This window comes from Rhodococcus sp. S3, assembly GCF_058211795.1.
In genome coordinates this window covers 4,582,763-4,606,507 of the sequence record NZ_CM177074.1, presented here as the reverse complement: position 1 = coordinate 4,606,507, position 23,745 = coordinate 4,582,763, and the positions used below count along the sequence as shown (strand labels likewise).

Annotated in this window: 24 protein-coding genes; 8 read left to right on the top strand and 16 right to left on the bottom strand. The window is 65.5% G+C overall.

Annotated elements, in window-relative coordinates:
- Positions 1 to 110 precede the first annotated feature (110 nt).
- The 3 genes from AC0LPE_RS21275 to AC0LPE_RS21265 all read left to right on the top strand — a co-directional run bounded on the left by AC0LPE_RS21275 (position 111) and on the right by AC0LPE_RS21265 (position 3,295).
- Complete coding sequence (locus tag AC0LPE_RS21275; protein ID WP_202399584.1) at positions 111 to 1,115, top strand: aldo/keto reductase; 1,005 nt, start codon at positions 111 to 113, stop codon at positions 1,113 to 1,115.
- A gap of 40 nt (positions 1,116 to 1,155) precedes the next feature.
- Positions 1,156 to 2,430, top strand: a complete 1,275-nt coding sequence (locus tag AC0LPE_RS21270; RefSeq protein WP_490605179.1) for an MFS transporter — start codon at positions 1,156 to 1,158, stop codon at positions 2,428 to 2,430.
- 172 nt (positions 2,431 to 2,602) lie between these two features.
- The gene (locus tag AC0LPE_RS21265) at positions 2,603 to 3,295 is read left to right on the top strand and encodes a GTP pyrophosphokinase (protein ID WP_490605178.1); all 693 of its coding nucleotides are present in this window, start codon (positions 2,603 to 2,605) and stop codon (positions 3,293 to 3,295) included.
- Between the two features lie 85 nt (positions 3,296 to 3,380).
- Here the strand turns inward: AC0LPE_RS21265 and AC0LPE_RS21260 are convergent, their stop codons facing one another.
- The 5 genes from AC0LPE_RS21260 to AC0LPE_RS21240 are packed head-to-tail and all read right to left on the bottom strand — an operon-like array spanning position 3,381 to position 7,042.
- The gene (locus tag AC0LPE_RS21260) at positions 3,381 to 4,310 is read right to left on the bottom strand and encodes a hypothetical protein (RefSeq protein ID WP_230825046.1); all 930 of its coding nucleotides are present in this window, start codon (positions 4,308 to 4,310) and stop codon (positions 3,381 to 3,383) included.
- Positions 4,307 to 4,834 (bottom strand): LpqN/LpqT family lipoprotein, encoded by a 528-nt coding sequence (locus tag AC0LPE_RS21255; RefSeq protein WP_129975574.1) that lies wholly within the window; start codon positions 4,832 to 4,834, stop codon positions 4,307 to 4,309. Before AC0LPE_RS21255 ends, AC0LPE_RS21260 begins: the two co-directional genes overlap by 4 nt.
- Positions 4,831 to 5,775, bottom strand: coding sequence for a hypothetical protein (locus tag AC0LPE_RS21250; protein ID WP_490605177.1), 945 nt, complete (start codon positions 5,773 to 5,775; stop codon positions 4,831 to 4,833). The genes AC0LPE_RS21255 and AC0LPE_RS21250 overlap by 4 nt, the downstream gene beginning before the upstream one ends.
- Complete coding sequence (locus tag AC0LPE_RS21245) at positions 5,772 to 6,770, bottom strand: hypothetical protein (protein ID WP_490605176.1); 999 nt, start codon at positions 6,768 to 6,770, stop codon at positions 5,772 to 5,774. Before AC0LPE_RS21245 ends, AC0LPE_RS21250 begins: the two co-directional genes overlap by 4 nt.
- The gene (locus tag AC0LPE_RS21240) at positions 6,767 to 7,042 is read right to left on the bottom strand and encodes a hypothetical protein (protein ID WP_254707489.1); all 276 of its coding nucleotides are present in this window, start codon (positions 7,040 to 7,042) and stop codon (positions 6,767 to 6,769) included. The genes AC0LPE_RS21245 and AC0LPE_RS21240 overlap by 4 nt, the downstream gene beginning before the upstream one ends.
- A gap of 351 nt (positions 7,043 to 7,393) precedes the next feature.
- Between AC0LPE_RS21240 and AC0LPE_RS21235 the strand changes: the two genes are divergently transcribed.
- A complete protein-coding gene (locus tag AC0LPE_RS21235; protein ID WP_051121709.1) occupies positions 7,394 to 7,723 on the top strand; it encodes a putative quinol monooxygenase in 330 nt (109 codons plus the stop codon).
- A gap of 287 nt (positions 7,724 to 8,010) precedes the next feature.
- Here AC0LPE_RS21235 and AC0LPE_RS21230 read toward each other — a convergent pair whose 3' ends face one another.
- From AC0LPE_RS21230 to AC0LPE_RS21190, 9 genes are all read right to left on the bottom strand, one after another.
- On the bottom strand, positions 8,011 to 8,832 hold the full coding sequence (locus AC0LPE_RS21230) for a hypothetical protein (protein ID WP_387429930.1): 822 nt from the start codon (positions 8,830 to 8,832) through the stop codon (positions 8,011 to 8,013).
- Positions 8,833 to 10,065: 1,233 nt separating this feature from the next.
- Entirely contained in the window at positions 10,066 to 11,046 is a 981-nt protein-coding gene (locus AC0LPE_RS21225) for a hypothetical protein (protein WP_490605175.1), read from the bottom strand.
- A gap of 195 nt (positions 11,047 to 11,241) precedes the next feature.
- A complete protein-coding gene (locus AC0LPE_RS21220; protein WP_490605174.1) occupies positions 11,242 to 12,228 on the bottom strand; it encodes a hypothetical protein in 987 nt (328 codons plus the stop codon).
- Positions 12,219 to 13,214, bottom strand: a complete 996-nt coding sequence (locus AC0LPE_RS21215; RefSeq protein ID WP_490605173.1) for a hypothetical protein — start codon at positions 13,212 to 13,214, stop codon at positions 12,219 to 12,221. The genes AC0LPE_RS21220 and AC0LPE_RS21215 overlap by 10 nt, the downstream gene beginning before the upstream one ends.
- The gene (locus tag AC0LPE_RS21210; protein WP_490605172.1) at positions 13,211 to 13,510 is read right to left on the bottom strand and encodes a hypothetical protein; all 300 of its coding nucleotides are present in this window, start codon (positions 13,508 to 13,510) and stop codon (positions 13,211 to 13,213) included. Before AC0LPE_RS21210 ends, AC0LPE_RS21215 begins: the two co-directional genes overlap by 4 nt.
- Positions 13,511 to 13,775: 265 nt before the next feature.
- The gene (locus AC0LPE_RS21205) at positions 13,776 to 14,624 is read right to left on the bottom strand and encodes a 3-hydroxybutyryl-CoA dehydrogenase (protein ID WP_490606388.1); all 849 of its coding nucleotides are present in this window, start codon (positions 14,622 to 14,624) and stop codon (positions 13,776 to 13,778) included.
- 59 nt (positions 14,625 to 14,683) lie between these two features.
- The gene (locus tag AC0LPE_RS21200) at positions 14,684 to 15,841 is read right to left on the bottom strand and encodes an acyl-CoA dehydrogenase (RefSeq protein ID WP_490605171.1); all 1,158 of its coding nucleotides are present in this window, start codon (positions 15,839 to 15,841) and stop codon (positions 14,684 to 14,686) included.
- Positions 15,842 to 15,964: 123 nt separating this feature from the next.
- Positions 15,965 to 16,711, bottom strand: a complete 747-nt coding sequence (locus AC0LPE_RS21195) for a TetR family transcriptional regulator (protein ID WP_160874467.1) — start codon at positions 16,709 to 16,711, stop codon at positions 15,965 to 15,967.
- Positions 16,712 to 16,747: 36 nt separating this feature from the next.
- A complete protein-coding gene (locus AC0LPE_RS21190) occupies positions 16,748 to 18,382 on the bottom strand; it encodes an acyl--CoA ligase family protein (RefSeq protein ID WP_490605170.1) in 1,635 nt (544 codons plus the stop codon).
- A gap of 142 nt (positions 18,383 to 18,524) precedes the next feature.
- Between AC0LPE_RS21190 and AC0LPE_RS21185 the strand changes: the two genes are divergently transcribed.
- The gene (locus AC0LPE_RS21185; RefSeq protein WP_088898700.1) at positions 18,525 to 19,385 is read left to right on the top strand and encodes a response regulator transcription factor; all 861 of its coding nucleotides are present in this window, start codon (positions 18,525 to 18,527) and stop codon (positions 19,383 to 19,385) included.
- A gap of 16 nt (positions 19,386 to 19,401) precedes the next feature.
- Here the strand turns inward: AC0LPE_RS21185 and AC0LPE_RS21180 are convergent, their stop codons facing one another.
- Together AC0LPE_RS21180 and lppU are read right to left on the bottom strand one after the other, a co-directional pair.
- Positions 19,402 to 20,181 carry a 3'-5' exonuclease gene (locus AC0LPE_RS21180; protein WP_423658045.1) on the bottom strand — a complete coding sequence of 260 codons (780 nt, stop codon included), beginning with the start codon at positions 20,179 to 20,181 and terminating at the stop codon, positions 19,402 to 19,404.
- Between the two features lie 107 nt (positions 20,182 to 20,288).
- Positions 20,289 to 20,873, bottom strand: coding sequence for an LppU family putative lipoprotein (gene lppU, locus AC0LPE_RS21175; RefSeq protein WP_490605169.1), 585 nt, complete (start codon positions 20,871 to 20,873; stop codon positions 20,289 to 20,291).
- 58 nt (positions 20,874 to 20,931) lie between these two features.
- Here lppU and AC0LPE_RS21170 point away from each other — a divergent pair, with 58 nt between their 5' ends.
- The 3 genes from AC0LPE_RS21170 to AC0LPE_RS21160 all read left to right on the top strand — a co-directional run bounded on the left by AC0LPE_RS21170 (position 20,932) and on the right by AC0LPE_RS21160 (position 23,718).
- Positions 20,932 to 21,996 (top strand): ATP-dependent DNA ligase, encoded by a 1,065-nt coding sequence (locus AC0LPE_RS21170; protein WP_490605168.1) that lies wholly within the window; start codon positions 20,932 to 20,934, stop codon positions 21,994 to 21,996.
- 1 nt (position 21,997) lies between these two features.
- The gene (locus AC0LPE_RS21165; RefSeq protein WP_490605167.1) at positions 21,998 to 23,050 is read left to right on the top strand and encodes a DNA polymerase domain-containing protein; all 1,053 of its coding nucleotides are present in this window, start codon (positions 21,998 to 22,000) and stop codon (positions 23,048 to 23,050) included.
- A gap of 116 nt (positions 23,051 to 23,166) precedes the next feature.
- Positions 23,167 to 23,718, top strand: coding sequence for a DUF6764 family protein (locus tag AC0LPE_RS21160; protein WP_490605166.1), 552 nt, complete (start codon positions 23,167 to 23,169; stop codon positions 23,716 to 23,718).
- Positions 23,719 to 23,745: the final 27 nt, after the last annotated feature.

The window sequence follows — 23,745 nt, the reverse complement described above, 5'->3', positions numbered from 1 at the left end:
CTCAGCCTAGGGCGCGGGCTGCTCGGATCACGGCGATTTCAACTCCTGCGATCATGCGCGGGATGCGGGACGATCGGGAGTCGCACCGTGTCGTCGTCGAGGAGAAGTACATGCCTGTCCCCACCGTCCAGCTTGCGCCCGGTCTCGTCGTCAGCGCCCAGGGTTACGGCGCGATGTCCGTCGCACCCGCCTACGGCGAGGTGAATCTCGACGAGGCGCTCGCGACCCTGCACCACGCCGTGGATCTGGGCATCACCTTCATCGATACTGCCAACGTCTACGGCGACGGCACCAGCGAGAAGGTGGTCGGCACGCTGCTCGCCGAGCGGCGGGACGAGGTCCAGCTGGCGACGAAGTTCGGTCTCGTCGGTGCGGTCGGCGGTAAGGGCACCGCCAATCGTCGCATCAACGGCCGTCCCGAGTACGCGAAGCAGGCCATCGACGAATCGCTCGGGCGTCTCGGCGTCGACCATGTCGACCTGTACTACCTGCACCGTGTCGATCCGGAGGTGCCGGTCGAGGAGACGGTCGGTGCCCTCGCCGAACTCGTGCAGGCCGGCAAGGTGCGGCACATCGGACTGTCGGAGGCCACCGGCGACGAGCTGCGTCGCGCGCACGCCGTCCACCCGATCGCGGCGATCCAGTCGGAGTGGAGCATCGTCTCGCGCGACGTCGAACGGCACGTGGTGCCCACCGCCGCCGAACTCGGCATCGGCTTCGTGCCGTACTCGCCGGTGAGCCGCGGACTGCTCACCGATGCCTTCGAGCCCGATCAGGTCGCCGAGAACGACCTGCGCAAGCGCTTTCCGCGCTTCGACGCCGACGCCCTGCCGACCAACCTCGCGGTGCGCGAGGAAGTGCGGGCAGTCGCGAAGGAAACGGACGCGACGATCGCGCAGATCGCCCTGGCATGGCTGGATGCGAAGGGTCGCGAGTTCGGGTTGCCGTCGGTGTCGATCCCCGGCACCCGCTACGCGAGTCGCGTGACCGAGAACGCCGGTGCACTCGACGTGACGCTCACCGACGAGCAGGTCGCGCGGCTGGATCGGCTCGCCGACAAGGTCGCCGGTCCGCGTGCGGCCGACCCGACGTGGGTGTCGCTCGGACGTGAGTAATTAGCACCGTTAACAGACCGGCGCGTATCGTCCTTGTGACATGAGGGCATGGCTGGTCTGGGGTGTCGGAGTCTTCGCCTACATCGTCGCCGTCCTCCATCGGACGGCGTTCGGTGTCTCCGGACTCGCCGCCACCGAACGCTTCGAGATCTCGCCGTCGGTGCTGTCCGGCTTCGTCGTCCTGCAGCTCATCGTCTACGCAGGGATGCAGATCCCGGCCGGTGTGCTGCTCGACAGATTCGGCTCGCGACGGATGATCGCGACCGGCGCCGTGATCCTCGCGGTCGGCCAGGCGATCCTCGCCGTCACCGAGTCGCTGCCGGTCGCGTATCTGGCCCGAGTGCTGGTCGGTGTCGGTGACGCCCTGACGTTCATCTCGGTGCTGCGGCTCGTGCCGGTGTGGTTCGCTCCGCGCCGGGTGCCCGTCGTCTCGCAGCTGACGGGCATCTTCGGCCAGCTCGGTCAGGTGCTGTCGGCGGTGCCGTTCGTCCTGCTGCTCACCGGCACCGGATGGACGGCCGCCTACGGCAGTGCTGCGGCGCTCGGCCTGTTCGCGTGCGTCCTGGTGTTCGCGATCGTGCGTGACACCCCGCCGGGAGAGGCGCGGGAGGCCACGGCGTCCGGGCTGCGGGAGGTGATCGGCGGACTCGGCACGGTGTGGCGACGTCCCGGCACCAAACTCGGCTTCTTCACCCACATGGGCACGCAGTTCTCGGTGACGACCTTCGCGCTCATGTGGGGCGTGCCGTATCTGGTCTCCGCGCAGGGTCTGTCACCCGCGGCGGCCGGTTCGATGCTCACGGTCTCGGTGGTCACGGCCATCTCCGCCGGACCCATTCTGGGGGTGCTGTCGGGACGTTTCCCGACCAGACGCTCGTGGCTCGTCCTCATGATCATCCTGGCCAGCGCCGTGACGTGGTCGGCGGTGCTTGCCCTCCCCGGACCCGCACCGCTGTGGCTGCTCGTGGTGCTCGTCGTCGTCATCTCGGTGGGCGGGCCGGGGTCGATGATCGGCTTCGACTACGCCCGCACCTTCAATCCCGGGACCGCGCTGGGCACGGCCAACGGCATCGTCAACATCGGCGGCTTCCTCGCGACGCTGCTGGTCGTGCAGACGATGGGCATCGTCCTCGACCGGCTCGGCGGCTACACCTTCGACGCCTTCCGCGTCGCGTGGTTCGCGCAGTACCCGATCTGGGTGATCGCGCTCATCGGGGTGCTCGTGACCCGAGGACGCGCCCGCCGCGAGGCCGGCATCGAAGCGCGTTCGCTGCGGGCGGTCGTGCTCGACCGACTCGGTCGGGGTAAGCGCTGAACTCGGTTGGGGCAAGCACTGGGCTTCGAGGCGTCCGGATGCCTCGATCGACGATCGGCGGGAGTCCTGTTCGAGTGGACCGTCTCGCATCACTGCAGGTCAGGGCGGTCAGAACCGCCTGTCGTGGTCGGACTGGCAGACTCGATCCCGGAAGTGATCGAGGAGGAATCGAGTGAAGACGACGGTGGGCGAACCCGAACCGGGACTACCGACACCGGACGACGTGCAGGCACCGCTGGTCGCAGTGGAGCATCTCGCGCAAGATCTGCGACGCGCACTCATGGTGTACAAGTTCGGCATCGACGAGATGATGACGAAGATCAACATCCTGCGCGAGGAGTTCACCTACGCCCGCGAGTACAACCCGATCGAGCACGTGAAGTCGCGGTTGAAGAGCCCCGAGTCGATCCTCGCCAAGGCGGAACGGAAGGGTGCGCCCGCCTCGCTCGACGGCATCCGCGAGACCGTCCGCGATATCGCAGGCATCCGCATCACGTGCAGCTTCACGTCGGACGTCTACCGGATCATCGACATGATCACGAGCCAGCTCGACGTGACGGTCGTCGAGATCGAGGACTACATCGCCCGCCCGAAACCCAACGGGTACAGCAGCGTGCACGTGATCGTCCAGATCCCGGTGTACATGTCCGACCGGGTCGAGCGCGTCTACGTCGAACTGCAGATCCGCACGGTCGCCATGGACTTCTGGGCGAGCCTGGAACACAAGATCTACTACAAGCACGACCGCGAGGTACCGGACGAACTGCGCGAGGAGCTCCGCCTCGCCGCGGAAACTGCGCGCGATCTGGACCTGCGGATGGAAGCACTGCACCGCCGCGTCCACGGCCCGAACAACGGGAACTGACCGAGGTACGCAACGTGGGGTGAAGGCTCGCAACGTGGTCGGTCACTGTCGGCGTTGCGAACCCACCACCGGTGTTGCGTGCCCATCACCATTCCCACTGTTGACGCGGAATCTTCCGCGCGATACGTAAGCGTTCACGCACAGGGAGGGGACGGAGGAGTTCTGGGGCCTCGGGTGTGGTGACGAGATGGCGATCTTCGGGACACCGATGGAGACGGTCGATGAGTCCGACCAGCGCGTTGGGTTCGCTGACGAGAACGTACGCCGGAACGGTGAACGAATCCGGTGTGTCGTGCCCCATGCGAGGTGGAGTCGGTTCATAGCCGGGTACGTGCAGACGGATGAGTGGATTGTGTGTAGACGCCCCGCGACCCGAGACGGTGTAGACATCGGCAGCCACTTCCTGGATCTCGTCCCATCGAACGACCACGTCCGAAACGCCACGCCGCACGAGCCATGTCGTGCGGCGGCGAATACCGTCGGCATGGAGACGTGTGGATCCCCGGGGGTGGATCAAGAAGGGTAGAGCACCCACCGCCGCGGTTGCACACGTCGTCCATGCGATGAACGAGCCGGAGAAGGAGAGCTCGTGTCTCGCAAGAAGCATCGCTCCGTCCGGTCGGTTCGACGCACGAATCATGAAAGCACCCGCTACTGTCATGCAGGAGAACACGACGGACAGCTGAACGGGAAGTATCCTCACGTAAGGAATCTCGATGCCAGGGCCGTGAACGTCGTCTCGGCACTGCCGGATCCTCGGATGCAAACCGAATCGGTGGAAGCCGGCTCGCTCGAATCCCCAGGCCGAACCTGACGCCGTCATCACAGCGAGACAGAACCCCAGGGCGATGGCTCCGAGGTCATCCGCTCGTCGAACGTCCACGGTCTTCTGCAGCACAAGGATTCCGGCCCCGGCCAGGAACACGCCGAGGCAGAGCGATCCCGTACGAAACCGTTGCGGCCAAGCAGGTTCGGACCGTTCTCCGTACGGGTACGTCTCGATGGAATCGCTCACCGGATTCTCAGTCCCTCGTGGATTGCATGCAGATGAGCGATAAGAGACTCGGCGCTGTCGGAACGTGCGGTTGCCGTCAGTTGCGTCAGGTAGCGATCGTACTCGTGGTCGATCACGAGATATCGCGTCACGGCGGTGTACTCGACGTCGTCCACTCGATAGGAGCCTTGGACGATCACCGATCGGTGCCCGCGGAAATCGGATGTGTCGCGGAACCTCTCCCTCCATGCGGGCAGTTCGCGAACTTCATTCCCTGCGACCTCCAGCAGTTCGTCCGCCGGCCGCCACTTCACCAGTGCACCATGAAGGAGTACGGCGTTGGGTGCCCAATCATCCGCGACGTGCTCGGGAGCTACGAGAACCGTATGTGCGTGCGGAAAGACATCGCGGGGGAGTGTGATCCAGCCTTCCGGCGCTTGGAGTTTCGGTTGTGGATGCCGCGGATCGTCCGGGTCGCAGGGGCTCAGTTCGACTTCGTGTGTTGCGAGGTAGTCGGAGAGCGTCGTCTGAAGCGAAGCGTTCATCGAGACGCCTCCTGGTGGCGTGCCATCCGGAATCGCTCTCGCAAAGGCGGTGGTCTGAGAAGTTCGGCCGCGTCCTCCCGAGCGAGGAGTGTGCGGTCGTGTGGACGTTCATGCATTCGTCGGGCCAGGGCCAGGAGTGTGTTGGGTTCTGCGATGAGCCAAGTGCAGACGATGGCGAGAATGTGTTCTTCGTCGTGGGGAATGCGCGCTTCGGGGGGAATCCGCCCGGTCGTGTGGATGTGGATCATCGGAGTGCGGACGTCGCCGGATCCGGAACGGGTCACGATATCCGTTCCGGCGATGCCCTCGATATCGTTCCAATGCACAAATTGCACGGTGGCATTGTTTCGTCGGAGCTTGCGAGAACGTACGACTCTTTCGATTCCGTGTGGATACAACCCCAGTGTGGTGGGAAGTCGGAACCAGATGAACGCCGCCGCCATGAGCAAGAGAACGATCCCACCCACGAGCGCGAAGATTGCAGTGGTTCGGGGGTCGTAACCATGCGGCAACTCGGATCTGTCGGTGATGTAGACGTTCAGAGCAGAGATGGCCAAACCGGTAAGGCCGTTGAAGATAAGCATGGCAACAGCCAGGCTGGGAAGGGTGAGTCCTCCCGGCACAACGATTCCGATTCCGAGTTCAGAATGTTTATTACTCCTGACCCGCTTGGAATGCAATACATTTCGAATCCCGCCGTGCCTGAACGCTGCGACACTCATGAGTAGCATCGACGTTCCGAACACTACCGAGCCGATTGTGGATATCGATTCTTCGTGCCCGACGTTCACCAGTGCATCCCCGAGGGACCATACAGCCAGAACAGCAGCGAAGACCCCGCCCATGCACCACCCGATTCGCAGTTGCTGCGGCCAATGAGGGTCGAAGAACGAATCGATGTGAGTTCGATATCGGTCCGGCGGAACGTTTTCGGTCGTCACCACAACTCCTGGATTTTCTTGGATGCGTACCATGTGGCTGCGCCGCCACCTATGAGGCCGGCAACGAAGCCCGCTGCAGTGCCGACTCCCGGGACGACCGAACCGCCCACTGCCCCGATGAACGCCGCTGAAAGTTTCGATGCGGCTACGGCACCGAGCATGCCGGCAACGGTTCCGGCGCTCTCGGAGACTATTGCCTCGGTGGGATCCATCCCTCCCTTGATGTCGTTGACGATCGCAGGAACGGTGCCTACTGCAGCGGCAGCCGGGTTCATTCCGCGCGCGATGTTGCGTGCGACATCGTCGCCCGAGGCCACCGCCGCGTCGGTCAGGAGTTCCTTGGTAGCTCCGGACATTGCGCTGATGGACGACGCTGCGATGGTGGATGGCCAGTCCGGCCACCAGGAGAACTCGCCGTTCTCGTTCTGCACGACCTTCCCCGGCACCGCGGCATCCCTGGCTGCTTCGAGTACCGCAACGGCGGCGGTGATGCGATCGGCTGTTTCGGTTGCGGCTCGCGACGCTTGTTCGAGAGCGCCGGTGACGGTGTGGGTCAGTTCCGTTGCTTCGTGTTCGAGACGTGCACGGGTCTCTGCGACGGCTTCGCTCGGCAGCGTCGCCGAGAGGATGTGGATCTGGTCGGAGGGGTCGACGGTGCCGTCGTCGTGCACGGTGAACCCGGACTGTTCGGCGCCGCCCACGACCGACAGGAGGTGCAGGCGGGTGCCTTCGACGAGCCACGCGCCGGTGCGGTACGCCTCCGCGACCTGCAGGAGGGCTTCGGCGATGGCGCTGCCCAGCGAGCGTTCCCGGACCACTCGCGCGGCGGCGGCACGTGCGGCGTCGCCGGACCATCGCTCGGCGAGCACATCCTGCTCGGTGAGCAGAGCTTTCATGCGGTCGTCGAGTGTGTCGACGAGCACGTCGAGGTGGTCGGCGGTGATTCGCAGCGCGTCGGGATTCCAGGACCGCACGGCGGCGACTCCCGGTCTCATCCGTGCTGATCCATCGCCGAGAGTGCAGCCACGAAGTCCGTCTCTGCGACGACGTAGTCGTTCGCGGCGCCGTCGGTGATGTCGACGATCTCGCGCAGGCGACTGCACACGTTGCCGAGTGCTTGATCGGTGGCGGTGAAGGCTCGTGCGCAGACGGCCGCGAATTCTGTTCCGGGAAGTGCTGACTGCGACACGGCATACGGTTCTCCGACGTCCCAGTCGTTCATCGCGTCGGCGGTGTCCGCCACGAAGGCTGCGAATGTGCGCAGCACTTCAGGATCTACGTGCAATGTCACCACTGCCCCCCGACAGAATCCCCCGATACGTCCGGGTGGGGACGATAGCAGACGGCGCCCTCACGGAGCCGGAGCGGACCGTCGGGCGACTTCGAGCGGGGCATCGGTCGTACCCGAGGTACGCAACACGTAGTGAAGGTTCGCAACGCCGGCAGTTGCTGGCCGCGTTGCGAGCCCGGAACTGTTGTTGCGTACCTACCGGTTGTGTGCGCGCTGGCGTGACGAGGTGCGTGCTGCGCGAAAATCGTCTACCGTCCGACTGAATTCTCCGATACGCCGCGCGTGACGGTAGCAGAGATCGGTCGGGGTGCCGTGGAAGGAGCCGAGATGTCCTACGTCCGTCTCAGGGGAGAACTGCTGTGCCACAGCGAGGCCGAGCGTGAGATCATGCTCGGCCATCTGCAGTGTCATATTGACCTGACGCGCGCCGAACCCGGTTGTGTCTCGTTCGAAGTCCTGCCGACCGACGACCCTATGGTGTGGCGCGTCGAGGAAACCTTCGTCGACGTCACCGCGTTCGAGATGCATCGAACGCGGGTGGCCCGCAGTGAGTGGGGACGGCTGACCGTCGGTATCGGGCGCCGGTACGAGATCGAGGGTGCGGATACACAGACGCCCCCGCCGTTCCGAGAAGGAACGGCAGGGGTGTCCGAGTGAGGCCTACTTGTAGTCGTCTGAATCGAAGCGTTCATCGAGACGCCTCCTGGTGGCGTGCCATCCGGAATCGTTCTCGCAAAGTCGGTCCCAGAAGGTCGGTTGTGTCCGGCTGTCACTACAACTCCCTGAATCATTTTGAATGTGTACGGCGTGGCGGCGCTGTCTCTGGGGTGACGAACCGGTCGTCACTTGCTGCGGCAGGGGATCGAGGTACGCAACATGCAGTGAGGGTTCGCAACGCCGTCAGTTACTGGCCGCGTTGCGAACCCGATGTTGCTGTTGCGTACCTACCGGTTGTTCCCGTGCTGACGCGACGGCTTGCGTGCTGCGCGGAATCGTTCCCGCAGCGGCGGAGGGCACAAGAGTTCGACTGCATCGGATTTCGTGAGAAGTTCGCGATCGCGCGGGTTCTCTGCCAACCGTTCCAAAAGCGCGAACAGAGTGTTCGGCTCCGTCACGAGCTGGTGGGCCATGACCGCCACTCGACACTCCGAATCATGTCGAGTCCGAGCTTCTGGTGGAATCGGTTCGTTCGTATGAAGATCGATTACTGGGTGGACCGTAGTTCCACCACCGACTCCGAGGCTACCTACCCCAATCCGGGCAATACCTTCCCAGGACAGGGAGATGTCGAATACCTGTTTCTTGAAGAAGACTCGACGACGTACGTAGCGGCGTACACCTCGTGGGCTGATGTACAGGGTCGTCTCGAAACGGATGGAGACGATCAGGACCGCGATCAGGCCCATGCCGGCGGCGCATACCGCTATGAAGAGGGCACTCTCACTGTTGTCTCGGTTGATCGGCAACAGTGCTTCGCCGAGGCCGCTGTGCCATGTGAATGCTGCTGCGGAACCATAGGCGGCCAACCCCAGCATGACTGCGACTGTTGTCCACACTTCGGTTCTTCGTGTGGGGATGCTGATACCCGGACCGCGGTCGCGATCGTGACGAAATTTGATGTCCCGGTGCGGTCGAAGGTCCCGAAGACCCGCACGCCGAAACGAGGATCGGGCGATGACGAACAGCGCAATCGAGCCGCCTGCCGCACCGAGTGTGACTTGGAAGTCGTTCGTTCGGATCGTGTCCTGGACGAATGCGAAGCTCACGCAAGCTGCGATAAGCAGCGCAATCGACAGAACTAGTGGCACTATCCTGAGCGGTTGTGGCCAGGGCGCTTCGGATGGCGTCGATCGGATGTTGTCGACGAGTTCGTCAGGTGTCCGAACTTTTTTCCTCGCTTCAACAAGCACCTCGCTCGTACGTGAGGGATGAGATCATTTCCACGCCTACTGGCCAAGACCTGAAACCGCGAAATGACCTGGGACTCCGGCCGGTGGATTCTCTGACGCGTCCGCGCGCAACCTACGTGTTTCCTCACCGCGTCGTGTGAGCAATTCTGGCTTCACGAAGCCGTTTTCGAAGCGGGGGAGGGCGGAGCAGTTCGACTGCCCCCCTTTGTCCTACATAGCTCCGCTGATCCGGATTCGTCCGTAAGTGTTCGAGAAGCGCGAAAAGTGTGTTCGGCTCCGCCACCAGTTGATGCGCTGTAATGCTTACGGGGTGGGTCGAATCATGCCCGGTGCTCGAAGTGTCGGCTCCAGTTGCGCTGTAAAGGTGGATGATCGGCCGACCCGCGGATCCTGTACGTGGTGGTAGTTCCCTGGGTTCTATGCGACCGATATCGTCCCAGGGTAGGAAAGTCGAATCATCTCGTACAGAGAGGAATGATCGTCGCCTCCGAAGTCGCTCCACCCCGGACGGAAAGATCCTTAATTCGGTTGTTGCGCGGAAGGCGAAGGCAAAGAGCGCAAGAGCGGTCATGACGATTGCACCGGCGAGTAGAAGCGCGGCACCGGGGAGTGTGTCGCGACCGGAAGGCATCAGGGACTCGCCGAATCCCAGGAACCATCCAAGTGAAGCGGAAGCACCATATGCGGCGGTGCCGAAAAGGATTCCCGAGAGGATCCGGGTGTTCGATTTTCGAACCGGGATCGCCAAGCCGAGTCCTCGCACGGGATCCTCATGAACCGTAATCGACCGGGATAACCCGAGATATCGGATTCCGGCATCACGGATGCCGATGATGAAGAGCGAAATTGCTAGTGCTGTTCCACCTGCGAAGCCGACGAAGTAGGTAGCGTCCCCACGCTCGGCGCCCTGGAAAGACGAGTATGCGAGAAGGATTGCAAGACTGAACATGGCGACGGAGAAAACGGCATCTGTGCAGCGAAGGCACTGAGGCCATGCCTGGTTGTCGTCCGGAAGGCCGACGGGCATCGTCGGGTGCTGGTGTTGCATAAGTCTGGCCCTGTTCCTTTCAACGCGGTGGACGACTCGAATCAATGCAGTGCTGCTTGTAGAACCTTGGAGGTCAACCAGGAAATGGAAGCGCCGGCCACCGCGCCCGCCACCAGTCCGACTGCGGTTCCGATCCCCGGCGCGACAAGGGATCCAACAAAAGCTCCGGCCTTCAGGCCGCCCCAGTAGCCGAGCGCAGCGCCGGCGCCTTCTGTTACGACTGCCTCGGCAGGATGCATCCCACCTTCGATGTCGTTGACTATCGCTGGGACCACTCCGAGTGCCGCCCCAGCCGGCCCGAGCTTTTGCGCGACTCCACGGGCGAGGTCGTCACCGGACGCTGTTGCTGCCGCTGTAAGTCCCTCTTTCGTTTCGTCGGCCATCACGCCGATAGTGGAGGCTGCCGTCGTAGCTGCCCAGTCAGGCCACCAGGAGAACTCGCCGTTCTCGTTCTGCACGACCTTCCCCGGCGCCGCGGCATCCCTGGCTGCTTCGAGTACCGCAACGGCGGCGGTGATGCGATCGGCTGTTTCGGTTGCGGCTCGCGACGCTTGTTCGAGAGCGCCGGTGACGGCGTGTGTCAGTTCCGTTGCTTCGTGTTCGAGACGTGCACGGGTCTCTGCGACGGCTTCGCTCGGCAGCGTCGCCGAGAGGATGTGGATCTGGTCGGAGGGGTCGACGGTGCCGTCGTCGTGCACGGTGAACCCGGACTGTTCGGCGCCGCCCACGACCGACAGGAGGTGCAGGCGGGTGCCTTCGACGAGCCACGCGCCGGTGCGGTACGCCTCCGCGACCTGCAGGAGGGCTTCGGCGATGGCGCTGCCCAGCGAGCGTTCGCGGACCACTCGCGCGGCGGCGGCACGTGCGGCGTCGCCGGACCATCGCTCGGCGAGCACATCCTGCTCGGTGAGCAGAGCTTTCATGCGGTCGTCGAGTGTGTCGACGAGCACGTCGAGGTGGTCGGCGGTGATTCGCAGCGCGTCGGGATTCCAGGACCGCACGGCGGCGACTCCCGGTCTCATCCGTGTCGATCCATCGCCGGATCTACGTGCAACGTCACGACTGTCCCCCCGACAGAATCCCCCGATACGTCCGGGTCGGGACGGTAGCAGAAAGCGACAGGCATCGGTGGTACACGAGGTACGCAACACGTGGTGAAGGTTCGCAACGCCGTCAGTTACTGGCCGCGTTGCGAACCCGATGCTGCTGTTGCGTACCTACCGACTGTTCCCGTGCTGACGCGACGGCTGGCGTGCTGCGCGGAATCGTTCCCGCAGCGGCGGAGGGCGCAAAAGGTCGACTGCACCGGATCCCGTGAGGAGTCCACGATCGCACGGATTCTCTACCAGACGTTTCATGAGTGTGAACAGAGTGTTGGGCTCCACAGCGAGTTGATGAACCATCACCGCAAACCTGTTGACTCCGTCGTGACGGGTCCGGAGGTCTTCTGCCGTCGGTGAAACGGTGAAAAGGTCGACTACCGGATACTGTGCGGACCCCAAGCGGACGCCGAGATCTCCGACCTCGATACGCTCGATCTCGTTCCAGGGAATGAAGTGATCGATCACCTGCGCATGAGTCAGAACTCGTCTACAGACCCGCCTCCGGATACCCCCGCGATAAATGTCGAGTCGCGTGTCCGATCGGACGGCCAGAAGAAACACCGCCGTCGCAAAGCAGACGAATACCAGAACAATCAAGAAGGGAAGCCCCTCGCTCTCGGTTCGACCGTGTGGGAGAAGGCTTTCGCCGGACCGATGTGAAACCGCGATCGCTGCAGCGAGACTGTAGGTTCCGAGCGCGAGTGCGGTACCGACGACAGTCGAGATTCCCCAACGGCGTGTCGGTATCCGGATTCCAGCACCGTGCTCGGGATGATGGTGATGAACCACCAGCCGTGACAAGGCGAGATGACGGATTCCCGCTTCGTGGAAGCAGATCGGACTCGATAGGGCGAGTCCGAGCGTGATTCCTGCGAAACCGGCGGCGGCTAGGACATCATCCTGTGTCCACTGTTGCAGCGTGAGTGCAGCGAAGACAGGCACCAGCGCAATCATGAGTACTGAGATCAACATTGCCACAACATGAAAGTGCTGTGGCCACGGCCAATGGATGGCACACGCATTTTCAGGTGGCTTGTCTGGCTTCATCATGCGTGACTTGAAGAGCGCTGAGCGCCAATTGAATAGATTGCTCAACGCCATAGTCCTTGTAATCCTCTCGAGACACCCAGCCCAATCGTGGCACCGAGCACGGTCCCGGCAACAAGACCTACGCCGGTTCCCACGCCCGGTGCGATCAATGACCCTGCCACTCCTCCGACAAGTTTGCCCAAACCGGAGCCGATCCTGTATCCAAATGCAGCGCCAATACTCTCGGTAACGACTGCTTCGGCCGGGTCCATTCCGGTCTCGATGTCGTTCGAGATCGCGGGGATCACTCCTAATGCTGCTCCCACGGGCCCAATTCGAGACGCAATACGGCCGGCAACGTCGTCCCCGGACGCTGTCGCAGCACTCTTCAGTCCCTCCTTCGTCGAGTCTGCGGTCAACCCGATAGTGGCTCCCGCTATAGAGGCCGGCCAATCCGGAGGCCACCAGGAGAACTCGCCGTTCTCGTTCTGCACGACCTTCCCCGGCGCCGCGGCATCCCTGGCTGCTTCGAGTACCGCAACGGCGGCGGTGATGCGATCGGCTGTTTCGGTTGCGGCTCGCGACGCTTGTTCGAGAGCGCCGGTGACGGTGTGGGTCAGTTCCGTTGCTTCGTGTTCGAGACGTGCACGGGTCTCTGCGACGGCTTCGCTCGGCAGCGTCGCCGAGAGGATGTGGATCTGGTCGGAGGGGTCGACGGTGCCGTCGTCGTGCACGGTGAACCCGGACTGTTCGGCGCCGCCCACGACCGACAGGAGGTGCAGGCGGGTGCCTTCGACGAGCCACGCGCCGGTGCGGTACGCCTCCGCGACCTGCAGGAGGGCTTCGGCGATGGAGCTGCCCAGCGAGCGTTCCCGGACCACTCGCGCGGCGGCGGCACGTGCGGCGTCGCCGGACCATCGCTCGGCGAGCACATCCTGCTCGGTGAGCAGACCTTTCATGCGGTCGTCGAGTGTGTCGACGAGCACGTCGAGGTGGTCGGCGGTGACTCGCAGAGCGTCGGGATTCCAGGACCGGACGGCGGCGACTCCCGGTCTCATCCGTGCTGATCCATCGCCGAGAGTGCAGCCACGAAGTCCGCCTCTGCGACGACGTAGTCGTTCTCGACACCGTCGGTGATGTCGACGATCTCGCGCAGGCGACTGCACACGTTGCCGAGTGCTTGATCGGTGGCGGTGAAGGCTCGTGCGCAGACGGCCGCGAATTCTGTTCCGGGAAGTGCTGATTGCGACACGGCATACGGTTCGCCGACGTCCCAGTCGTTCATCGCGTCGGCGGTGTCCGCCACGAAGGCTGCGAATGTGCGCAGCGCTTCAGGATCTACGTGCAATGTCACCACTGCCCCCGACGGAATCCCCCGATACGTCCGGGTGGGGACGATAGCAGACGGCGCCCTCACGGAGCCGGAGCGGACCGTCGGGCGACTTCGAGCGGGGCATCGGTCGTACCCGAGGTACGCAACACGTAGTGAAGGTTCGCAACGCCGGCAGTTGCTGGCCGTGTTGCGAACCCGGAACTGTTGTTGCGTACCTCCCGGCTGTCCGGATGCGCAGACGCCCCTGCCGTTCCGAGAAGGAACGGCAGGGGCGTCCGAGTGAGGCCTACTTGTAGCTATAGAAGCCCTCGCCGGTCTTGCGACCCAGGCGACCCGCGTCGACCATGCGACGCAGCAGTGCCGGGGGAGCGAAGTGCGGCTCGGCGAACTCGTCGTACAGCGACTGCGCGGCGTTGAGGGTGATGTCGAGGCCGACAGTGTCGATGAGGGTCAGCGGACCCATCGGGTAGCCGCAGCCGCCCTTCATCGCGGCGTCGATGTCTTCCTTTGTCGCGTAGCCCGACTCGAGCATGCGCACTGCCGAGCACAGGTACGGGATGAGCAGGGCGTTGACGATGAAGCCCGCACGGTCGCCCGCGCGCACGGCCGTCTTCCCGAGGGTGTTCTTCGCGTAGTCGAACACCGTGTCGGCGGTGGCCTCGTCGGTGGTGAGCGCCGAGATGATCTCGACGAGCGGCATCACCGGCACCGGGTTGAAGAAGTGCACGCCCACGACCTTGCCGGGCCGCTGCGTCGCCTGCGCCATCTTGATGACGGGGATCGACGACGTGTTGGTGGCGAGGATGCCTTCGGGCTTCACGATCTTGTCGAGCTCGGAGAAGATCTCCACCTTGAGCGACTCGATCTCGGGGGCGGCCTCGACGACGAGGTCGCGGTCGGCGAACTCGTTCAGGTCGAGGGTGACGCGGATCCGTCCGAGGACCGCGTCGGCGTCCTCCTGCGTGATCTTGCCGGACTTGACGCCGCGTCCGATCGACTTCTTCAGACGCTCGCGTGCTGCGGCGGCGAACTCCTCGGTGGTCTCCTTGACGAGGACGTCGCTACCGGCCTTCGCGCACACCTCGGCGATACCGGCACCCATGGTGCCGCCACCGATCACGCCTACCTTTTCCACTGCCACTGCGGTAACTCCTGATTGCTGTGATGTTCCGGGGGTAACCTACGCGACCGGTGTCAGCGCAGCAGAGCGCGCGACATGACGACGCGCTGGATCTGATTGGTGCCCTCGTAGATCTGCGTGATCTTGGCGTCGCGCATCATGCGCTCGACCGGGAAGTCGGTGGTGTAGCCGGCGCCACCGAACAGCTGCACGGCGTCGGTGGTGACCTCCATGGCGACGTCCGACGCGAAGCACTTCGCGGCGGCCGAGATGAAGCCGAGGTTGGGCTCGCCGCGCTCGGCGCGAGCAGCGGAGGTGTAGACCATCAGGCGTGCGGCCTCGACCTTCATCGCCATGTCGGCGAGCATGAACTGCACACCCTGGTTGTCGGAGATCGGGCGGCCGAACTGCTTGCGGTCCTTGACGTAGGCGGTCGCCGCGTCGAGGGCGCCCTGGGCGAGGCCCACGGCCTGCGCACCGATGGTGGGGCGGGTGTGGTCGAGGGTCGCGAGAGCGGTCTTGAAGCCGGTGCCCGGCTCGCCGACGATGCGGTCGCCGGGGATGCGGCAGTTCTCGAAGTACAGCTCGGCGGTGGGGGAGCCCTTGATGCCGAGCTTCTTCTCCTTCGGTCCGACGACGAAGCCCTCGTCGTCCTTGTGGACCATGAAGGAGGAGATGCCGTTGGCACCCTTCTCGGGGTCGGTAACGGCCATGACGGTGTACCAGGTGGACTTACCACCGTTGGTGATCCAGCACTTGGAGCCGTTGAGGATCCAGTCGTCGCCGTCGGCCTTGGCGCGGGTGCGCATGGAGGCGGCGTCGGAGCCGGCTTCGCGCTCGGACAGTGCGTAGGAGGCCATCGCACCGTTGACGATGTCGGGGAGGACCTTGGCCTTGAGCTCGTCGGAGCCGCGGAGGATCAGGCCCATGGTGCCGAGCTTGTTGACGGCGGGGATCAGCGAGGAGGAGCCACATACTCGGGCGACCTCTTCGATGACGATGCAGGCGGCGATCGAGTCGGCGCCCTGGCCTTCGAACTGCTCGGGCACGTGAATGGCGTTGAAGCCCGACTTGTTGAGGGCGTCGAGGGCTTCCTGCGGGAAGCGGGAGTTCTCGTCGACGTCCTTGGCGTAGGGCGCGATCTCCTTCTCGGCGAGCGCGCGGATGGCCTCGCGCAGAGCGTCGTGCTCCTCGGAGAGCTTGAACAGATCGAAGTCGGGATCGAGGGCCATGACGGCGGACTCCTAACGGCACGCGGTGCCAGATTTGCGAGCGTAGCTCCCTCGAGCATAGCGAGGCGAGGGTTCGCGACGTGACGGAATGAGTCGATTGTAACCACGGCACTCAGTGCCAGGTCAACGGTGTTGACGTGCGTCTTCGAGCTGGAGCCGAACCTGCTCGGCGATCTCGGCCGGTGTCAGATGAGCCGGATAGGTCACCACCGCGACCGCAGGCGGGGCCGGCGCGGCCTTCCCGTTCGTCGCGCCTTCGGGCACCGGAACCACCCCGTACGTGCGGCGGAGCTCGAGAAGTTCCTGCTCGAGGCGTTCGGCGGTGGCGGACTCGTCGCCGCGGATCATCGCGCGCAGCACGAAGTTGTGCGTGGCGGTCATCGCCGCCGCGAAGCTGACGGTGCGCACCGGCTTCTCCGTGGGAACGGCGGCGCGCAGGAAGTCGGTGAACAACCGCTCGTAGCGATAGGTGGTGACGAGTTCGCGCTCCCGCAGCGCCGGCACCCGCTGCACCACCCGATACCGCCACACCGCCAGTTCGCGCCGGTCCCGGAAGTGCCCGAAGACGAGCTTGGCCCCCTCGCAGGCCGCCGCCCACGGATCGTCGAAATCCTGCGAGAGGTACTCGGCGACCTGCTCGAGCAGCGACTCGTGATCGGCGAAGATCACGTCCTCCTTCGACCGGAACTGCCGGAAGAAGGTCCGCCGCGACACCCCTGCTGCCGCGGCGATCTGCTCGACGGTGGTCGACTCGTAGCCGAACTCCGAGAACAGGCGGATCGCCTGCGTGACGACGTGCACCCGGAACTGGGCGGGATCGGGTCCCGTCGAGTCGAGGCGACGGGTGCTGTTACCGGTACCGGATGTCATGGCGTCGAGTATCCAATGCAGTCGTGAGGGGTCGGCTCACCCCTCGGCGGCTTCGGCCGATCGCAGCTCGAACTTCAGGATCTTCCCGGTCGAGGTGCGGGGCAGCTCCAGCGGGAAGACGATGTCGCGCGGCACCTTGTATCCGGCGAGCAGCGTGCGGGTGTAGTCGATGATCTCCTCGGCCGTGACCGATTCGTCCTTCTTCAGGATCACGAACGCCTTGGGACGCTCACCCCACTTCTCGTCCGGAACGCCGACGACCGCGACGTCGAGCACCGCAGGGTGGCTGACGATCGCCTGCTCGACCTCCACCGTCGAGATGTTCTCGCCGCCGGAGATGATGATGTCCTTCGCGCGGTCCTTGAGCTGGATGTATCCGTCCGGGTACATCACGCCGAGGTCGCCGGTGTGGAACCAGCCGCCGCGGAACGCCTCCTCGGTCGCGTCCGGGTCCTTGTAGTAGCCGAGCATGACGTTGTTGCCGCGCAGCACGATCTCACCCATGGTCTCGCCGTCGGCGGGCACGTCGTTCATGTCCTCGTCGACCACACGTGCGGTCTCCGCCTGCAGCATGCCCACGCCCTGACGGGAGAGCAGCGCGGCACGTTCGTCGGCGGGCTTGTCGTCCCAGCTGTCCTGGTACTCGCAGATCGTGTACGGGCCGTACACCTCGGTGAGTCCGTAGACGTGCACGACCGTGATGCCGATCTTCTCGAGCTGGGCGATCACCGTCGGCGACGGCGGCGCGCCGGCCGTAGTGATCCGCAACGGACGGTCGAGGGGATGGGCCTGTTCGGCGTTCGCGATGGTCGAGCACACCGCGGGCGCACCGCACAGGTTGGTGACGCCGAGGTTGTCGATGGCATCCCAGATCGCGTCGGCCCGCACCGCCCGCAGGCAGATGTGGGTGCCCGCCGCGGCAGTCACTGCCCACGGCGTGCACCAGCCGTTGCAGTGGAACATCGGCAGCGTCCACAGGTACTTGCTCTGCCCGTCGAAGCTGTTGTGGAAGGTCTCGCCCAGCGAGTTCAGGTACGCGCCCCGGTGGGTGTACATCACGCCCTTGGGCTTGCCCGTCGTGCCCGAGGTGTAGTTGAGGGTGATGACACCGAGTTCGTCGTCGACGCTCCACGGCAGCGGCGTCGCATCGAGCGAGTCGGCCTGCGCGAGGAACTCGTCGTACCGGGCGGTGGCCACCCCGGCGGGGACGTCGGGAGCCGGCACGGTGGAATCGGGGACCTCGATGATCTCGGCGACGCTCGGAACGTTGTCGCGGACGTTCTCGACCGATCCGAGCAGTTCGGAGTCGACGAACAACAGCTTCGTCTCGGAGTGGTCGAGGATGTACTCGAGTTCCGGCCCGGCCAGCCGCGAGTTCAGCGCGACCAGCACACCGCCCGCGAGCGGAACCGCGAAATGCGCGATGAGCATCTCGGGCACGTTCGGGGTCAGGTACGCGATCTTGTCGCCCGGCTCGATACGGCTGCGCAGCACGCGCGCGAGCCGCTGCGCCTCGTCGGCGAACTCCGCGTAGGTGTACGTGCGGTCGCCGTGGATGATCGCGGTGCGATCCGGGAACACCGCCGCGGACCGTTCCAGGAAGCGCAGCGGGCTCATCTGGCTGTAGTTCGCGGCTCCGGTCGAGCCGGGACGGGCGGGAGCGATGGACACGGGTACCTCCGGGGGTGGCCTACTCGGATTCCGGCGTCTTCTGTGATCGTCGCAACACCGGGCGATGTGCAGGTTACGAATCGTGGAACTGCCCCCTCTACCCTCGAAAGTGGGTGTTCGGAGAGAAGAGCAGGAGCAATCGATGGATGTCGCCGTGCCGGGTGTGCTGCGTCCCGACGATCTCGACACCCTCCGCGCCACCCTGCGCGACCTCAAGGCGACGACGGAACTACCGGTGCTCTTCGGTGGCGCGGTGCAGGGCTCGGACGTGGTCCTGTCCGGATTCGTCGGCACGCGCGGTCGTGTCCTGCGCAATCTGGTGATCGCCGCCGAACGCGGACTCGGCGGGCGAGTGGTCGTCGAACAACGACCCGGCGCGGTCGCCGACTACTTCACCTCCCCGCACATCACCCACCACTACGACCGGCAGGTCGCCGGTGAGGGAATCGAGTCGTTGCTCGCCGTGCCGGTCGTGGTGCGCGGACGCACGCGGGCGGCGATCTACGGCGGGCTGAGGGTCAACCGGACCATCGGCGACGTGGTGGCGGAGAAGGTCGTGCGGTCGGCCGCGGAACTCGCGCGGGAGATCGAGATCCGCGACGAGGTCGATCGCCGCGTGTCGCTGATCGGGAACACGCGGGCCGCGCACGGCGCCACCGTGCCTGCCTCCGTCTCCGAAGCGCTGACGGAAAGTCTCGTCGCGTTGCGGGCGATCGCGGCCCGGACCGATGATCCGTCGATCAGGGAACAGGTACGGACGGTCGAGGAGACCTTGACCCGGGCGCGCGACGGCGCATCGCACCCGCGGACACATCTGACCGCGCGCGAGCACGACGTGCTGAGTCATGTGGCGCTGGGCTGCCGCAACGCGGAGATCGCCGACAGGTTGTCGCTGAGCGTGGAGACGGTGAAAACCTATCTGCGCAACGCCATGGACAAACTCGATGTGCGCAGTCGGCACGAGGCGGTCGTCGAGGCGCGGCGGCAGGGACTGCTGCCATGATCGACTGCTCTCCTGATCAGCGGCGGCGCAGTCGCCGGAAGAACTCGCGGATCGCGCGCAACGCGCGTCGGAACCTGGTCTCGGTCGCGGGACGCTCGAGGACGTCGGTGCCCACCGGCGTGGGGAGCCGGACGGGCCAGCTGTCGTCGACGTCGACGACCTCGCGCCCGAGCCCGCGCAGGTATTCGGCGAAGCTGCGTTGCCGTTCGGCGTGCCAGGCGGCCTGATCGGCCATGATGTCGAGTTCGGCGAGTTCGGGGAATCTTGCCACGAGCGCGCGGGTCAGGTGGCCGGCGGCGAGCGCGTCGGCCTCGGCCTCGTGCGGGTTCGGCAGCGACACCCCGTACGCCTCGCACACCGCCTGCAGTGTGCGCCTGCCGGGCCGGCTGCGGTCCATCTCCCGGTCGATGACGTACGGGTCGACGACCGTGCCGATGTCGAGTCCCGTGAGGCCGAGCCGGCGTCCTTCGGAGTCGAGGACCGTCAGGTCGTAGCTGGCGTTGAACGCGACGACGATGTGGCCGCGTGCCCACGCGTCGCTCACGGCCTGCCGGATCTGCTTGTATCCCTCGAGATAGTCGAGTCCTTCGGCGCGGGCGTGGGCGGTGGTGATGCCGTGGATCGCGGTGGTCTCCTCGGGTATCGCGATACCCGGGTCGAGCAGCCACGAGCGTGTGTCGATGCGGTCGCCGTCGAAGGTCGCGACGCAGGCCGTGACGATGCGGGCGTTGCGGGGATCCCGGTCGGTGGTCTCGAGATCGAACGCGCAGATCGGTCTGTCCGGCCAGTGCGTCATGTTCCGTCCTCGCGTCCGTCGGATGATGATCTGTCGAACGCATTGTTGCGGGAGGCACCGACATGCTCCGTCGCGGCGGCGACGGGCATCCGCACGAGGAGGGAACCTCAGATGGTGTCGGTGCAGACCACGAAGTTGCGTTCCCGGTACACGAAGCCACCCTCGGACGTCGAGCAGTCGTTCACGTCGGAGGTGTCGAGCAGGATCTCGGTGACCTCCTCGCCCTGGACCGCGGGCTCACCGCAGTCGATGCGTTGCGGATCCTCGCCGCCGAGGTCGATGCAGTCGCCCACCACCCAGTCGATGTCGAGACACAATGCGCCGACCTCGATGCCGCCGAAGGACTCGTAGTAGGTCTGGTCGATGTCGCCGGGGCACATGGCACTGGCATCGACGACGTCGACGACCTTGTAATTCGAGCTCGGGCTGCCGCACACCGCGTAGTCGATGGTCGCGTCGTCGACGGTGCCGCCGAGCGCGACGCATTCGCCGGCTGCGACGTCGACACTCAACTCGGTCGACGACGACGCCGACGGGGTCGTGGTGGGTAGGGAGAAGGACGGCGCCGCGGACGTGTCCAGGGCGTTCGCGGCGGGCACGGCCTGCCCTTCGACCTGGGTCGCGCATCCTCCGAGCACCCCTGCTGCCGCCAACGCCATCGCGGCACCGGCCGCCCCTCGGAGAATGTTCATGGTCGAAGAGCCTACGGAAGTGCTGCCGGTACCCGTAGGGGGTGGAACGATGTGCCGCATGGACCTGCCTGTGGTGCCGCCGCTCGCCCCGATGCTCGCCAAGGTCTCCTCCACCGTCCCCTCCCAACCCGAAGACGGCCCCGACGAGTGGTCCTACGAACCCAAATGGGACGGTTTCCGGGCGATCGTCTTCCGCGACGGCGACGAGGTGGTTCTCGGCTCGCGCGGAGGCAAGGACCTCGTGCGCTACTTCCCGGAACTCGCCGATGCCGCGCGCGCCGAACTGCCCCGCAGGTGTGTGGTCGACGGGGAGATCGTCGTCCCGCGCGACCACGACGGCAGCACCCGGCTCGACTGGCAGGCGCTGTCCGAGCGGATCCATCCGGCCGCCAGCCGGGTCACGATGCTCGCGGAGCAGACACCGGCCGTGTTCGTCGGTTTCGATCTGCTCGCGCTCGGCGACGAGAACCTCATGGAGACCCCGTTCGCGGAGCGGCGCGCGCGGCTGCGATCCGAGATCGGCGGGGGTAAGAGCTGCCATGTCACGGTGGCCACGACCGACACCGATACCGCTCGCCGTTGGTTCGAGGAGTTCGAGGGCGCCGGCCTCGACGGCGTGATCGCCAAGCGACTCGACGGGCTCTACGTGCCCGACAAGCGGGAGATGCTCAAACTCAAGCACGCTCGCACCGCCGACTGCGTTCTCATGGGTTACCGCATGCACAAGAGCGTCGAGGGCATCGGGTCGTTGCTGCTCGGGCTCTTTCACGACGGCGAGCTCGCGATGGTCGGCGGAGCCTCGGCATTCACGCGGGAGCGACGTGAGGAACTGCTCGCCGAACTGCAGCCGCTGCGACTCGGGGACGACGTCGTCGAGCAGGGCGAACCGACGCGGTGGCGTTCGGCGGTGGATCGCAGCTGGGTGCCGTTGCGTCCCGAACGTGTCGTGGAGGTCGCGTACGACCAGATGGAAGGTGTGTCGGGAGCGGGAATGCGGTTCCGGCACGCAGCGAAGTTCCTGCGGTGGCGTCCCGACCGCGACCCCGAGAGCTGCACGTTCGACCAACTGGAGGTGCCGGTGCGCTACGACCTGTCGGATGTGCTCGACCGGACGGAGGACTGACATGGCCACGAAGCGTTCGCCCGTGGAGGAGCTGGACGTCGGCGGCACGCCCGTGCGGTTGTCGAATCCCGACAAGATCTACTTCCCGCAGCTCGGCGCCGAGGGTGGCACGAAGCGGCACCTCGTGGAGTACTACCGCAGGATCGCCACCGAGTTCGACGCCCCGATCCTGACGGCCCTGCGCGACCGGCCGACGCATCTGCAGCGCTTCCCCGACGGCATCGAGGGGGAGGAGATCTATCAGAAGCGGGCACCGGTCAAGCGACCCGACCATGTGGCGACCTGCGAGATCACGTTCCCGTCGGGGCGCACCGCCGATGCGCTGCGTGTGTGTTCGGCCGCCGACGTGGTGTGGGCGGCGAACCTCGGGTGCGTGACCTTCCATCCGTGGCCGGTGCGTTGCGGCGACACCGACCGCCCCGACGAACTGCGTATCGACCTCGACCCGCAACCGGGAACCGATTTCGGCGACGCGCGGGCCGTGGCGCTGGAGGTCGTGCGCCCGCTCCTCGACGAACTGGGCCTCACCGGATATCCGAAGACGTCCGGTGGGCGGGGGCTCCACATCTATCTGCGGATCGTGCCCGAATGGGATTTCGTCGGCGTCCGTCGCGCCGGGATCGCGCTCATGCGTGAGATCGAGCGGCGCAGCGACGGGCGGGCGACGACGGCGTGGTGGAAGGAGGAACGCGGAGAGCGGCTCTTCCTCGACTACAACCAGAACGCGCGCGACAAGACGATCGCCTCGGCCTACTCGGTCCGCCGCACCCCGATCGCGACCGTCTCGACTCCGCTGACCTGGGACGAACTGGTCGACGCCGAACCCGACGACTTCACGATCGCCACCGTGCCGGATCTGCTGGCGAAGCGCGGCGACCCGATGGCGGATCTCGACGCGCACGCACACTCGCTGGACGTCCTGCTCGAGATGGCCGAACGGGACGCGGCGGACGGTCTCGGCGACCTGCCGTATCCGCCCAATCACCCGAAGATGCCGGGGGAGCCGAAGCGCGTCCAACCGTCGCGCGACACCGACCGGGCGAAGGACGCGTGAACCGGAACGTTCGGGAATCGCGTCCCTGTCGTGACCTCGTCTATGAGACCTCCCGAAGCGCGAGTCCATAAACTGTCCGAGAAAACAGTCGCGTGAGGCTCGGAAAGGTCGATGTCGTGATTCGCTCGTGGGCGTCCGGTCGGGTTCTCGGCGTCGGGGCAGCGTTCGCTGCTGCCATCGGTGCCGGATTCCTGCTTCCTCAGACCGCGTCCGCGGCCACGACGTGCACGGCACCGCCGGGCGCCCCGGCCGAGGTCGTGCAGATCGACGGCGACGAAGCGTGCGGCGCGTCCACCGACGGCACCGCCGAGGCGTGGAGCTACGGCGAGCGGGGCGTGGGATTCGCCGACGCCCGCGGCGCCGCACAGGTGGTGGCCGCCGGATTCGACGGCGGTGTCGGCGCCGGGGAGAGCACGTCGGGACGGCTGTTCGCGATCGGCGTGGGGGAGCAGGCCCTGGCGCTCGGTGTGCTCGAAAGTCCGGGCACCGCGGTTGTCGCCGCGGGTCCGCAGTCGCAGGCCTATGTGGGCGACGCCGACGATCCGGTGTTGTGCGAGGGCACGGCGGCGGCCGCGTTCGAACTCGAGGCCGCACGCGGGTGCGTCGTGCTGGGCGACTTCCGGTACTTCACTCCTGGCGCGCAGACGCCGCCATCGCTCCTGCCGTAGATTCGGCGCGTCTCGCCGGGATCGTCG